The sequence below is a fragment of the Alteromonas sp. BMJM2 genome (assembly GCF_027257845.1).
GTDB lineage: Bacteria > Pseudomonadota > Gammaproteobacteria > Enterobacterales > Alteromonadaceae > Alteromonas.
In genome coordinates this window covers 13,134-26,174 of sequence record NZ_JAPVOT010000009.1, presented here as the reverse complement: position 1 = coordinate 26,174, position 13,041 = coordinate 13,134, and the positions used below count along the sequence as shown (strand labels likewise).

General features: G+C 44.0%; 9 protein-coding genes. 2 read left to right on the top strand and 7 right to left on the bottom strand.

The window, feature by feature from the left end; translation table 11 throughout:
• Window positions 1-11: 11 nt before the first annotated feature.
• Window positions 12-611, bottom strand: a complete 600-nt coding sequence (yfbR, locus tag O9X84_RS11305) for a 5'-deoxynucleotidase (RefSeq protein WP_269519871.1) — start codon at window positions 609-611, stop codon at window positions 12-14.
• Between the two features lies 1 nt (window position 612).
• Window positions 613-1,833, bottom strand: a complete 1,221-nt coding sequence (locus O9X84_RS11300; RefSeq protein ID WP_269519870.1) for a pyridoxal phosphate-dependent aminotransferase — start codon at window positions 1,831-1,833, stop codon at window positions 613-615.
• A 281-nt stretch (window positions 1,834-2,114) separates the two neighbouring features.
• On the opposite strand from O9X84_RS11300, the gene O9X84_RS11295 reads away from it, so the two are divergent.
• Both O9X84_RS11295 and O9X84_RS11290 read left to right on the top strand, forming a co-directional pair.
• Window positions 2,115-2,909 carry a DUF2189 domain-containing protein gene (locus O9X84_RS11295; RefSeq protein WP_269519869.1) on the top strand — a complete coding sequence of 265 codons (795 nt, stop codon included), beginning with the start codon at window positions 2,115-2,117 and terminating at the stop codon, window positions 2,907-2,909.
• 360 nt (window positions 2,910-3,269) lie between these two features.
• Window positions 3,270-3,590, top strand: a complete 321-nt coding sequence (locus O9X84_RS11290) for a DUF3718 domain-containing protein (RefSeq protein ID WP_269519868.1) — start codon at window positions 3,270-3,272, stop codon at window positions 3,588-3,590.
• Between the two features lie 104 nt (window positions 3,591-3,694).
• On the opposite strand, the gene O9X84_RS11285 is transcribed toward O9X84_RS11290, so the two are convergent.
• From O9X84_RS11285 to O9X84_RS11265, 5 genes are all read right to left on the bottom strand, one after another.
• Entirely contained in the window at window positions 3,695-6,868 is a 3,174-nt protein-coding gene (locus O9X84_RS11285; protein WP_269519867.1) for an efflux RND transporter permease subunit, read from the bottom strand.
• Complete coding sequence (locus tag O9X84_RS11280) at window positions 6,865-10,263, bottom strand: efflux RND transporter permease subunit (RefSeq protein ID WP_269519865.1); 3,399 nt, start codon at window positions 10,261-10,263, stop codon at window positions 6,865-6,867. Before O9X84_RS11280 ends, O9X84_RS11285 begins: the two co-directional genes overlap by 4 nt.
• A 25-nt stretch (window positions 10,264-10,288) precedes the next feature.
• A complete protein-coding gene (locus tag O9X84_RS11275; RefSeq protein WP_269519863.1) occupies window positions 10,289-11,431 on the bottom strand; it encodes an efflux RND transporter periplasmic adaptor subunit in 1,143 nt (380 codons plus the stop codon).
• 244 nt (window positions 11,432-11,675) lie between these two features.
• Window positions 11,676-12,071, bottom strand: coding sequence for an OsmC family protein (locus O9X84_RS11270; RefSeq protein ID WP_032095821.1), 396 nt, complete (start codon window positions 12,069-12,071; stop codon window positions 11,676-11,678).
• Between the two features lie 22 nt (window positions 12,072-12,093).
• Window positions 12,094-13,014, bottom strand: coding sequence for a hypothetical protein (locus O9X84_RS11265; protein WP_269519862.1), 921 nt, complete (start codon window positions 13,012-13,014; stop codon window positions 12,094-12,096).
• Window positions 13,015-13,041 lie beyond the last annotated feature (27 nt).

The window sequence follows — 13,041 nt, the reverse complement described above, 5'->3', positions numbered from 1 at the left end:
CTTTTTGAATGTTACATTTCGTCTTGGGTTATTTCATCAAGACTCAACGAAAAGCTCGGTACATATTGAGTGAGAAAGTAATCCACTTCTTCAGAGTGATACTCTTTCAAAATCTTGTCCAAGCGTTTCTTTGCTAGCGTAAACTCGCGATTTCCAGCGGCAATTTCTTCTAACGTTTTTAGGTAAGCACACAGCACATCCGCTGCTTTCACAATGAAGGCATCTTCTGGATTATGGTTTTGTGAATCTATCAGCGCAGCATAGTCATCGCGAAAGGATTCAGGTGCCATTTCAATGAGCTTATTTTCCGCTATCTTTTCTATCTTTTTATATTCTTCCTTTATCGCCGGGTTAAAGTACTTCACCGGTGTAGGGAGGTCTCCAGTCAGTACTTCAGATACGTCATGAAACATAGCCATAGTGGCTATGCGCTCAGGATTTAAAGTTCCACCAAAAAATTTGTTTTTAATAAGCGCAAGAGCATGAGCAACCATTGCCACCTGTAAGCTGTGTTCCTGCACATTTTCGGTACGCACATTGTGCATCAGTGGCCAGCGGTTAATTAACTTAAGCCGAGATAAGTGAGCAAAGAAATGGCTTCTATCTGACATATTAAGCTCCCTGCTTGTAGGTTCTAAAGAAATTTCCAATTCTGTGCAGGGCTGGTACTAACACGTCACTGTGAGGTAAAAATACTAAGCGAAAGTAAATGCCACTGTTAAGGTTGAATGCTTTGCCATGTACCAGCAGAATTTTTTCCGAGCTAAGTAAGTCTAAAATCATTTGCTCATCGTTGTGAATGTTGAATTTTTTCTCGTCCACTCGGGCAAAGCAGTACATAGCGCCTTTAGGTTTAACGCAGTGTATGCCATCGATGCCGTTAAGCATGTCAGTGGTCACATCACGCTGTATACGCAATCTGCCATTCTCTTTTACCAGGTCGTTAATACTTTGATATCCACCAAGGGCAGTTTGAATAGCGCTTTGACAAGGTACGTTTGCACACATTCTCATAGAAGAGAGGATGTTGAGCCCCTCAATATAATCTGAGGCCAGTCGCTTATTACCACTGACTAATAGCCAGCCAGCGCGAAATCCGGCTACACGATAGTTCTTACTTAAGCCGCTAAAAGTAACAAAAAACACGTCATCGGCAAGCGACGCAATACTGGTGTGTTTTGCTTCGTCGTAAAGAATTTTATCGTAAATTTCATCACTGAATACAACAAGCCCATGTTGACGTGCTAGTTCTACAATATCTTGCAGCAACGCTTCATCATACACAGCCCCCGTGGGGTTATTCGGGTTAATCAGAACAATTGCTCGGGTTTTGCTGGTGATCTTACTTTTAATATCATCAAGGTCAGGAAACCAATCGGCCTGTTCATCGCAATGATAATGAACCGGAGAGCCTGACGATAGACTTACCGCTGCTGTCCACAGTGGATAGTCTGGGCTTGGAATAAGTACTTCGTCACCATGATTAAGCAGCGCTTGCATCGCCATCATGATGAGTTCGCTTACCCCGTTACCAATATAAACATCGTCAACGCGAATATCTTTGATATTTCGCTGTTGATAGTACTGCATAACTGCTACACGCGCCGCGTAAATTCCCGTTGAGTCTGAATACCCTTGGGAAGTCGGCAGATTATGAATAACGTCTTTTACTATATCGTCAGGGGCTTCAAAGCCAAACGGGGCAGGGTTACCGATATTCAATTTCAATATGCGATGACCTTCGTCTTCCATCTTTTTAGCTTGTGCTGCTATTGGGCCTCGAATGTCATAACAAACGTTATCTAATTTATGTGAGCGAGATACAGTTTTCATGGTCTATCTGGTTGATTTACATGCCTTGAGATTATCGCAATCCACAGTGAGATGCGACGGCAATTTATAAGAATTCAGCGAATGGCGACACTTTTTACCTCTCATTGCACAAATTGCGAACAATAATGATGATGGCTATCCTTATGACTATCCTTTTGGCTATAAAGTCATAAAAATTATGTTAATAACTTGTGAACTTATTCATATAAGCCTATCGTAAGAACAAGGTGTTTATAAAAACACCAAGAAAAAGCAAGTTTACCATCAGAGGTGATTTTACTATGTCGCACCATTTTAAAGAAACTCCAGAAAATGCGATTACTCAAAGTGGCATTGCGCGTGTCATTCCCTGTAAAGAATTAGATGTTGGCGACCCCATAAAATGGTTGTCATTGGCGTTGCGAGACGCCATGCGAGCGCCAGGATTAACAGTTTTTTATGGTGTACTGTTCGCCGTTATTCCTTGGTTCATCATGTATTTGGTTGAGATGACGGGCTGGCACTTGGTTATATTGCCCGCCATCGTGTGTTTTATGTTGATAGGACCATTTTTAGCAGCGGGTTTGTATGACATAAGCTGGGAAATGGAAAAAGGGCACAAGCCTACTTTGCGGCATTCATTGAGAGCAATGCGCAGAAATGCAATGAATGAATGGGGATTTGCGCTACTCCTTATGGTCATGATGATTTTTTGGCTACGTGTCGCGTCGCTAATCCATGCACTTTACCCTCCTTATATAGATAATAATCTTGAGAGCTTGCTACCGTTTCTTGTTTTGGGAACTTTAGTGGGTGCAGCATTTACCATGATCATGTTATTTATCACCGCATTTACTCAGCCCATATTGATGGAGCGAAAAGTCGACCTTGCCACTGCCGTGCTGACCAGTGTTAATGCAGTGTGGTTAAATAAAGTACCCATGTTGATTTGGGCGGCAATAATCTTCTCGGCCGTTGCCATAGGATTTGTCACTGGGTTTGTCGGTTTTATCATTCTAATGCCGCTTATTGGATATGGATCTTGGCATGCATATATCGATGCGATTGAAACTAAAGTCGAAAGAAAATACGAGTAAAATGTAGTTTTATTACAAAATGAAGTGGCATTTCAGTGTGAAAAACAATCTGAAATGCCTTTTTTTTTGTTAAAATTTCAGAATTAGAGGGGCGGCAATACATTTTCTAGACTTTAGTATTAGAATTTTTTGTTCGCTATTTGAGTTTTGTAATATCACTCAGGAATATAAGTTCTAACAAAATGCATATTTTTCAAGTGCTTAAAGTTTTAAATATGCATTAACAACTCAATTTACCGCAAATTTACCTGCCTGACACAACATTACAACAGAAAAAGTTTGAGTCTTGGTGCATAACTAATGGGCACTCAGCGATTACCTGAGCGCTAACACCCTTTTTTATGCATCGAGGAAAACACTATGAAACTTTTAAAGACGATTATCGCTACCGCAACCTTATCAATAGCATGTAGTGCAAGTGCTGCTACTTCAGAAAAAGAAGTACGCTTTGTTGGTGAAACTGAATTTGCAGGGTTTTGCAAAGCCATTATCAACGACGACATTGAAACTTTCCGTTCAAATTTATCACGCAATGTAGGCCGTATTGGTGATAACCAGCGTCAAGTATTACGCTTAGTTACTTCTGAAACCGGGTTAACCTGCAATGGCAGCAACCTTATTCAGTTCTCAGCGGAACGTAATGCAGATACGGTTCACGAATTCCTTACTTCACGTAGTTAAGGCTAGCGTTGACTATGGTTAATATGAAAAGGCGGGTGGTGCTGTTCTTTAAAAAAACATCACACACCCAGCCAGTAAGCCACAATTGGTTAATGATGCTCGGCTCAAACCCTTACCCAACGAGACACTCTGTTACGTCCGTTGATGAAGAGTCGCTGAGTGTGGAATCTCAACTTGAGGAGTAGTACATATGCTAACGGCACAAGGAACAAGCTGGTTAGTGTAGAAAATAGCAAACCTCCAATAATGGCGATGGCCATTGGGGAATAAGGTGGGCCATCGCCGCCTATCCGCGTTGTGCCTATGGCAAGCGGAATTAACCCCAGCACAGTGGTCGCCACTGTCATAAGAATAGGTCTTATTCGGGTAACGCAGCCTTCGATAACAGCGTCGTATAAAGACAGCCCCTCATTAATAAGCTGATTAATTCTATCTACCAGCACAATACCGTTGTTTACCACAATGCCCATGAGTATAAGCATACCAATCATCCCCATTACCGACATTGACGTTCCGGTTACCATAAACGCCCAAAATACACCGGTGAAAGAAAACAATAACGACGTTATGACGGATGTAGGTAAGACCAGCGATTCAAACAACGCTGCCATCACCACGTATATCATGCAAAGCGCCAATAGCATGTTCATTTGCATAACCGCATTAGCTTCATTTTGGCGAGAAAAGCTTCCGTCTAAGGTCCAACTGTAACCTGTAGGTAGAGTTATGTTTTCGAGCGCTGCCTCTATTTGCTGTCTCGCCTGTGCGGTGGTGGTTTCACCCTCAAGGTTGGCACCAATAGCCAGCGCGGTTTGGCGATAGCTACGGTTAATTTGCGACAGCTGGGGCTTTATTTCAAAATCAGCAATCATATTTAGGGTAATTGATTGGTTTTGCGCAAAGCCGATATTAATATTTTTCAGTGCACTGAGTGAGGACTGTATATCGCTGCCATATTTAAGCTGTACATTAACTTCTCCAGCGTCGCTGTAGCGAAACGTTCTCAGGTTACTGCCGCGAAGAGCCGTTGCGACAAGCTTAGCAACATCGTTTAACGCAATGCCAAATCGATTGGCTTTTTCTCGGTCAATTCGAATTTGAACTTCGTCACGGGTTGAGCCTGTGTCAGCCTTTACATCTTTAAGTCCTTCCACTTTGGCAAGAACCGGCACCAGCTGGTCTGAAATTGTCATTAATTGCTCTGAAGACTCGCCGAGCAATGTCACTCGAATACCGCCACCACTTCCACTTTCCCACTGAAAGGTGGGACGTGCTCTTACAAAAGAGGGCATAGACTCACGGATATCCTCTTTAATTTGGCTAACTGGTACAGGTAAGTCGTCGTTAAGCGTTAGGCCGCTTGTAGCATACCCTGGAGTAAAATAGGTATATACCTGTTTAATATGAAAGCGTTCTTGATTTTCATACAAATACGCTTCCATTTTTTCAACCGTATTTTCTACCTCTGATAGGGTGTAGTTTTCGGTTATGTGGTAATTCAGCCAAATGCGTTCTTGGTTGTTATTGCCATCGTCATCTGACGTCACCGCCTGCATGGGGATAATCGTGGAGGCCAGAATAGCAATAGCAATAAGTGATGTCTTACCCTGATTGTTGAGTACCCACTGAAGTATTTTTCCGTAACGAGATATGTAAGCCGGGGGCGCGGACTGCTTGACCACCGGAATTTTCACTCTAGTGGTCAGTAAAGGAATGAGGGTTTTTGCAATAAAAAGAGAGGCAAATAGGGAAATACAAATAGCAACTGCCACGTGCTCTAAAAAGATAGTTACGTCAATTTTAACGCCAATGATATTGGGTAAAAATACAATGGCGGTGGTTGCCGTACCGGCAATAACGGCCAAGCTTACCTTGTTGACACCGCTTTGTGTGGCATAAGAAATATCGTCATTTTGCTGACGTTCTTGAAAAATACTTTCAGTCACTACCACCGCATTATCTACCAGCATACCAACGGCCAGCATTAGCCCCATCAGTGAAAGTATATTTAGGGTGTAACCCAGTAAATACATGACGCCCAGGGCGATACATATTGAAAATGGCACCGACAGCACAACAATAAGTGTGGTGACCAGCTGGCGCAAAAATAAGTATAAAACGATGACTGACAGCAGCGCACCTAGTAAACCCGCATTTAACAAATCGCTTAGAGAAGACGTAACGCTTTTGGCGGTATCGTCCATTACAAAAAGGTTGATACCTGAAAACTCAGGGTCGTTTTTTGCTTCATTGATCACGGCCATTACGGCGTCTGATACGTTGACCAAGTTACTGCCAGATTCACGAAAAACATTGAAGCCTACAGCAAAGCTTCTGTCTAAATGGCGTCCCTCGTTTCGCAAAGGCAATTCATAGCTGACCTCGGCCACATCCGATAAACGAATATTGGGTTTGATCCACATTTGTTTAAAGTCGTTAATGTCGTCAAATTCACCTGTTGGGTTAACAAGCACCTTTTGACCATCGTTATACATGTAGCCTGCGGTTAGGGAAAAGTTAGCCCCCTGTAATTTTCGTTCAAGCTCATTACTGTCTATGCGATAGGTAGAAAGCTTTTTAGCGTTCAGCCGAATAGTGATTTGACGTTTCATGGTGCCATAAAGCTCAACTTTCGACACGCCGGGTACTCGCTCAAGCGGGTGCTTTAGGTTGCGCTCAAGCAAGTCATAAGCGTTAGAAAGATCCCGATCGCTAGACACGCGCAGCTGAAAAATAGGCATGTCATTGGTGTTAAATTTATACACCATAATGCGTTCAATATCTGAAGGCAGCTCATTTCTTATCGCGTCTACCTTTTCTCTAGCCTCGATACTTTTGGCTTTAAGGTTTTCTTCCCAATCAAACTCAACAACGATCTCGGCTTTATTATCATAAGAACGGGCTTGCAGGCGCTTAATCCCTGACATGGTGGCAATGGCTGCTTCCACAGGCCGCGTTATCATGGTTTCTACCTCAATGGGAGTAGCATCAGGGTAGGGGATTTCGATAACCATTTGGGGGATATCAATACCGGGAAATTTTTCTAACGGAAGCAGTCTGGAGGATACTAATCCAAAAAGCAGCATAGAGAAAAATAGCATGCCTATGGTGACGGGTTTGTTAAGGGCAAATCTTGCTAACGCCGCACCTATACCTGCTACTTTACCAGCATCGGCACCTGCGCCTTTACCCGCACCAACATCAGTACTAACATCAGCAAGATTGTCTACGCGACCTACCTCGTCTACAGTGGGCGGCTTTTCTTGTGAAGGCTTCATAGCGCGCCTCCCTTTGCAATAGGCTCGTTGCGTGTCATCACTGCACTGGTATCGACAGGTACTTTTTTATTGTCGAATAAGCTATACAGCACCGGCAGTAAAATGAGCGTAAGTAAGCTGGCAAACAGTAATCCAAAAATAACCGTTACCGCCATCGGTGTTCTTATTTCCGCACCCTCACCAAAACCTAATGCCATGGGGAGCAAACCGAGAACGGTTGTCAATGTAGTCATTACAATGGGTCTTAAACGGGTTTGGGCAGCGTCAACTATGGCAGCGTGCTTTTCCACTCCGTCTCTGCGCAGCTGATTTATTCTATCGACAAGGACAATGGCGTTGTTCACAACAATACCGCACAGCATAATTAGCCCGATAAACACCACCACACTAAGCGGTGTATTGGTGAGCCACAAGCCATACACTGAGCCTGCGCCTGCAAGTGGCACTGCGAACAAGATAAGAAGCGGATGAAGTAAGGATTCAAACTGCGACGCCATAACCAGGTACACCATAAAAACTGCAAGGGCGAGAGCAAATTGCAGCGAACGGAAACTGTTTTGCATATCTTCACTTTGACCTGCAATGGTGGCGCTGAGTGAGAGAGGAAGCTGTGTTTCGTTAAGCACAGTATTAGCAACCTCAACGGCTTCGTCTAGCTTTCCTTTCGCTAAATTTGCCGTAACGATAGCGACACGCTGCTGCCCCACACGGGTAATTTCACTTGGACCCACGCTCATATAAACATCGGCTACTGCGCTTAAGGGAATAGGCTGTGTTGAACGAGGATTAATTACAATTGCCCTTACGCCCGCTATATCGTTGCGCTGACTTTCAATAGTGCGAACCAGTACATCAACCTTTCTATCTTCAACACTGTATTGGGTGGCAATGCGCCCGCCCACTTTGGCTGCGATAAGCTGCGACACAGTGGCGGCATCTAAGTTTAGCCGAGCAAGCTTAGCGTGATCGAAGACTATTTTAAGCTCTGGATTGCCATCTCGAATGCTGGTGGTTACATCGGTAAAATTAGCAAAGCTTGCTAGCTTAAGCGCAATAGCGTCACCATATTCTTGCAACTGATTTAAATCGTATCCCGTAATTTCCACCTGAATTGGCGATGAAAAGCTAAATAGTTCAGGCTCTGAAAACACTGATTCGATATTTGGTTTGTTGTTTAGATAATCACGCAAAGTGTTCTGAACCTGCTGCATGTCATCTTGGGTGGCATTGGCGTGCATAACCACATTTAAGCGCCCCCAATGATCGCCACCTTGATTAGGCGCAGCACTTATGAGGCTGCCCGTTCCAGACATCGCATAAGTACGCTGTACTTTTGTGTGCGATCCACTCTGTTGTTCGTCCTTACGTTCGCCTGTTGAATCACTGCCCACGTTGTTCTTCTCATTAAATACAACGGCCGCTAGTGCGTTGAGTTCGGCATCGGTTTTCTGCAAAGGAGAACCTGCTGGCAAAGTGATTTCTACTGAGAACTCTCCTTGTGACATAGTGGGAATGAGCTCCATGCCCAACTGGGGTAACAGTAAAACCCCTCCAGCAGATACGGCTACTGCAATACCGAGCACTGCCGTTCGAGCGCGAAGGCTTGCTTTCAACAACACTTCATACGCTTTTGATAGGCCGTCAAACCCTTTGGAAAACAGCCAAACAAGTGGTGTGAACACTACCGACAAACATTTGCTGATAATGTGCCATGCACCAATTATCAAGGTCACAAGAGCGGCAGGTAAGAAAACAAAAACAAATTTAAACAGCGCTCTAACAGGCCAGGTGGCGTAAAACGCTATTTTACCTAACAGACTAGTGGGGGCAGTTTTTACAGAGGCTGACGGGTTATCGAATGTATCTTGGTGAGTTAATTGTTGCGTTGATTTTCTTCTCGCCATCGCCGGAATGATGGTGAGCGCTACCACGAGAGATGCAGCAAGGGCAAAGGAAACCGTTAGTGCTTGGTCTCGAAATAACTGACCAGCAATGCCTTCAACAAATATAAGTGGAACGAAGACGGCCATGGTGGTTAATGTAGAGGCGATTATCGCACCTGATACTTCTTTGGTGCCCTTAGAGGCCGCCTCAAATTGCGTAGCGTCTTCGCCATGTTGAGCCTTTGTTAAGTCACGCTTGTGTTTGCGGTGGCGGTCAATATTTTCAAGCACAACAATGCTGTTATCTACCAATAGCCCAACAGCAAGGGCGATACCGCCAAGGCTCATCATATTTAAGCTTATGTTGTTAGCATACATTAAATTAAATGTGGCGATAACAGATACAGGAATAGACACAGAAATGATGACCGTTGCCCAGAAGTCTTTTAGAAACAAATACAGCACCAACATCGCTAGAATACCGCCCACAATGGCTGCTGACTTCACGTTGTCGATGGCCTGTTTTATAAACACGCTCTGATCATAAGTTTGATCAAGTGCATAATTTGAGGGGAGGGCTTTTTGTACTTCTTTCAGGCGACGTGACACATTTTTAGCCACATCCACCGCATTAGCGTCACCTTCTTTATAGATTGCTATTTCAACACCTTCAGTGCCATTAAAGCGCGTGATAACACTCCTGTCTTTATAGGCACTTTGTACCACGGCAACATCTTTTAACTGGATGTTTCGATTACCTGAGCGGCCGATAAATAAGTTTTCGATATCGTCTAGTGTTTCAAACTGGTTTAGTGTTCGAACTAAAAAGGCTTGGGCGGCATTGTCTATTCTTCCGCCTGCAGCGTTAACATTTTCCGCTTTTATGCGCTCAACAATATCCGTGATAGGAATGGATAGCTGACTGGCTTTACGCTGGTCAATAAGAATGTGAATTTCATTTTCTAGCCCTCCGCCTAATCGCACGGCCGCAACACCTTCAACAGACTCTAAGCCTCGTTTTACTTGTTGTTCGGCGTATAAGCGCAAGCGCTTCATACCGCTTTCGGAAAGGTTTTCGGTGTCAGTAGTGAGGCCTAACTTAATGACGGGATCTAAGCTGGGGTTAAAACGCAGCAGTCGAGGTTTTTCAATGTCCAGAGGAAGTCGAAGTACGTCTAGCTTTTCTCTCACTTCTAAGCTGGCAAAGTCCATGTCTGTACCCCAAGCGAAGGATAAGACCACGTCTGATTGGCCCGCACGTGAGGTAGAGGTAACTTTACGCACGCCTTTAACGACGCCGATGGATTCTTCAATGGGTTTAGATACCAGTTGTTCTATTTCTGCGGGGGCGGCGCCATCGTAATCGGTGCGTATAGTTAAAGTGGGGTAAGACAAATCAGGCAATAAATTCACCGACAGCCTACCAAGAGACACCATACCAAATAACAACACCGCGAAAGTAAACATAGAAACGGCGACGGGACGCTTAACAGCAATATCGACAATACGCATAATACTATTCCTTATTTATCTTCGCTTAGCTGTTTACAACTTCAACCGGCGCATTGTCTTTTAAGTTTTGATGTCCCGCAGTAACGACTTGTTCGTTACCGGTTAACCCGTGAGTGACTTCAATAACATCGTTATTTTCAAATCCGGTAGATACATTGACTTTCTTAACCACGCCACCGTCGACTACAAAAACGCTGTGGGTATTATCAATGGTAACCAGAGCACGGCGGGGCACTAGTGTGGTATTGGCATGAGTGGCATATTCAAGAGACACATCGGTAAACATGCCGGCTTTTAACGTGTTTTGTCCATTGGGCACTCGCAGGGTTACTTTAAAGGTGCCGGTAGTGGCGTCAATAACGGGGCTGATACGCTCAACATGTGCGGTTATTTCTTGATCGTTTAACGCGGCAACGTTTAGGGTAGCAACCTGGCCTACAGACACATTCGTTAGTTCGTTTTCTGGTAGGAATACCACGCCCTGAAGGTCTTTTTGCTGCACAATATGAAACATTCTTTCACGCTGGAAAGACTCGGTGAGGTTGCCTACTTTGGCATTGCGAGATGCAATAAACCCACTGATAGGTGCTTCTATCGTGGTTTCTTTTAAATCTAATTCAGCAATGCTCAGCGAGGCCTTGACTGATTCATACTGAGCGTTGAGTTTATCGTAGGTATCGTGACTAATGAGTTTTTGCGAGTATACCTTGTTGACGCGTTCAAGCTCGTTTTCGATACCTTGTAAATCCGCGCGTGCTTTTGACACATTAAGCTCATACCGTCGCTTATCTAGCTGTGCCAACGCTTGTCCTTTTTCCACGTAGTCGCCTTCTTCTACGAATATGGCTTCAATAATTCCTGATGCGCGGGCAGAGACAAACGCTTCTTCACGGGCCTCTAAAATAGCGGTGGTATCGTACGTTGAGGTAATGTCGCCCGTTTTTAAGTGCAGTGCTTCAACGGGAATAGCGAATACCGTCTCTTCTACCTTGTCAGAGCCATTCGCTGCATCAATCGCATCAGCATCTGTGCAGCCAGTTGCAAATGCGCTAAGCGCTAGAATTGTGCTACCGATAACGGCATAGCGTAAAAGTGGAGAATGAGTGTTCGAACTGCGAAGTGAAGCGTTGTTTGAGTGCTGATATGAGGTGTTATGTGTTGTTTCCATGGTCAATGCCCTAACATTTATTGTCGTTATATCATAATGACCAGTATCAGCAGATAACGTGCCAGTAAACTAAACGCTATAAATTTCAGTGGGTTAGAGGTTTGTAGGGATGAAAAACAAAAAGGCCAACCGAAATGGTTAGCCTTTTTTACTATCTGTTAGCCAATATCACTAAGTTACAGCGATTTAAACTAAAGTCTAAAAACCCAAAGCCTGCCTAGACAACGCTTATTCCACTGATTATCTATTCAACCAAGGTGTAGCTGGTGGTGATGTCAACATTGCCCTTAAGCATTAACATGACCGAACAGTATTTTTCCGCTGATAGCTGCACAGCACGGGCTAACGCTTTGTCGGTAATTCCCGTTCCCGACACCGTGTAGTGAGCATGTACTTTTTCAAACACCCGTGGTGGCTCTTCAGCGCGGTTCGCCTCAAGTTCACAATGACACGCTGTAATGTCAAAGCGCCCTTTTTTCAAAATATCGACTACGTCCACACTTGAACAGGCACCAATAGCAACAAGCACCGATTCCATAGGTGAAACAGCGTTGCCGTTTCCATCCATCACGGTGTTGTAACCACTGTCGGTAGTACCAGTAAACGTAAGGTCTTTATCCCATGAAACACGTGCTTTCATTATATATCCTGAATTGTGTAGATTAAGTGTTAGTGTTCAATCGTATTGCATCAGCGTTAATAGTGATTTTTTTCTGTTTATACAGAGCACCTAATGCCTTTTTATAGGCCGCTTTACTCACATTAAAATGCGTGTAGATATCTTCAGGTGCACTCTTATCAGTGAGTGTCGATATGCCGCCGTGGGCGTCTAAATCATCTAAAATAGCCTGCTGAAGCTCACTTCGCGCATCTTTATCAATACGCTGAAGGACAACGTCAATTTTACCATCTTCGCGAATTGTTTTTATTACACCCGAGGTAGCTTGACCTACTTTCAATGGTTTAAACGCGTCGCTGTGAAAAATCAGACCAAGATTTTTTTCGTTTATCACGACTTTAAAACCAAGATCAGTTTTGGCATAAACTAGGCATTCAACATCGTCGCCTTCATTCAAATAGGCGTTGCTTTCCTGTAAAAAGTAGTGAAGCTTGGTCGCACCTAAAATGCGCTGGGTCTTATTGTCAAAAAACGTATAAACAACGTATTTCATACCTGCACTGACAGGCTCAGCTTGATAGTCGTCTGGAACGAGTAAATCGTTATCTAATCCCCAGTCGAAAAAAGCGCCAAAGTTGGTTGCAGATACCGCTTTTAATATTTTGACTTCACCCACTTGAATCAGCGGTTTTTTCACCGTTGCGTAGGGCTCTCCACGCTGATTCGTAGCAACAAATACATCTATCTCCGCATTTGTTGCAAGGGGTGTTTCAACCTCATCAAGAGGAAGAGTAACGGTTTCATCGATGCCAAGGGTGTGGGCCTCTGAATCAAATACAGCAGCACCTTCGTTTTCGGTCCCACGCTCAAACTCGTTTTCATTCGCGTCTAGGGCGGCTAGGGCGTACCCAAAAGGGTATTCTGCCACCACGCGCAATGTATTAATTTTTCCAATATTTATCATTAACACTGACTTTTTTAATAGAACAGG

What these genes read in the sequence shown, in the direction of transcription:
- yfbR (WP_269519871.1), bottom strand. Translation starts at nt 611, where the DNA reads ATGTCAGATAGAAGCCATTTCTTTGCTCACTTATCTCGGCTTAAGTTA.
- O9X84_RS11300 (WP_269519870.1), bottom strand. Translation starts at nt 1,833, where the DNA reads ATGAAAACTGTATCTCGCTCACATAAATTAGATAACGTTTGTTATGAC.
- O9X84_RS11275 (WP_269519863.1), bottom strand. Translation starts at nt 11,431, where the DNA reads ATGGAAACAACACATAACACCTCATATCAGCACTCAAACAACGCTTCA.
- O9X84_RS11285 (WP_269519867.1), bottom strand. Translation starts at nt 6,868, where the DNA reads ATGAAGCCTTCACAAGAAAAGCCGCCCACTGTAGACGAGGTAGGTCGC.
- O9X84_RS11295 (WP_269519869.1), top strand. Translation starts at nt 2,115, where the DNA reads ATGTCGCACCATTTTAAAGAAACTCCAGAAAATGCGATTACTCAAAGT.
- O9X84_RS11265 (WP_269519862.1), bottom strand. Translation starts at nt 13,014, where the DNA reads ATGATAAATATTGGAAAAATTAATACATTGCGCGTGGTGGCAGAATAC.
- O9X84_RS11270 (WP_032095821.1), bottom strand. Translation starts at nt 12,071, where the DNA reads ATGAAAGCACGTGTTTCATGGGATAAAGACCTTACGTTTACTGGTACT.
- O9X84_RS11290 (WP_269519868.1), top strand. Translation starts at nt 3,270, where the DNA reads ATGAAACTTTTAAAGACGATTATCGCTACCGCAACCTTATCAATAGCA.
- O9X84_RS11280 (WP_269519865.1), bottom strand. Translation starts at nt 10,263, where the DNA reads ATGCGTATTGTCGATATTGCTGTTAAGCGTCCCGTCGCCGTTTCTATG.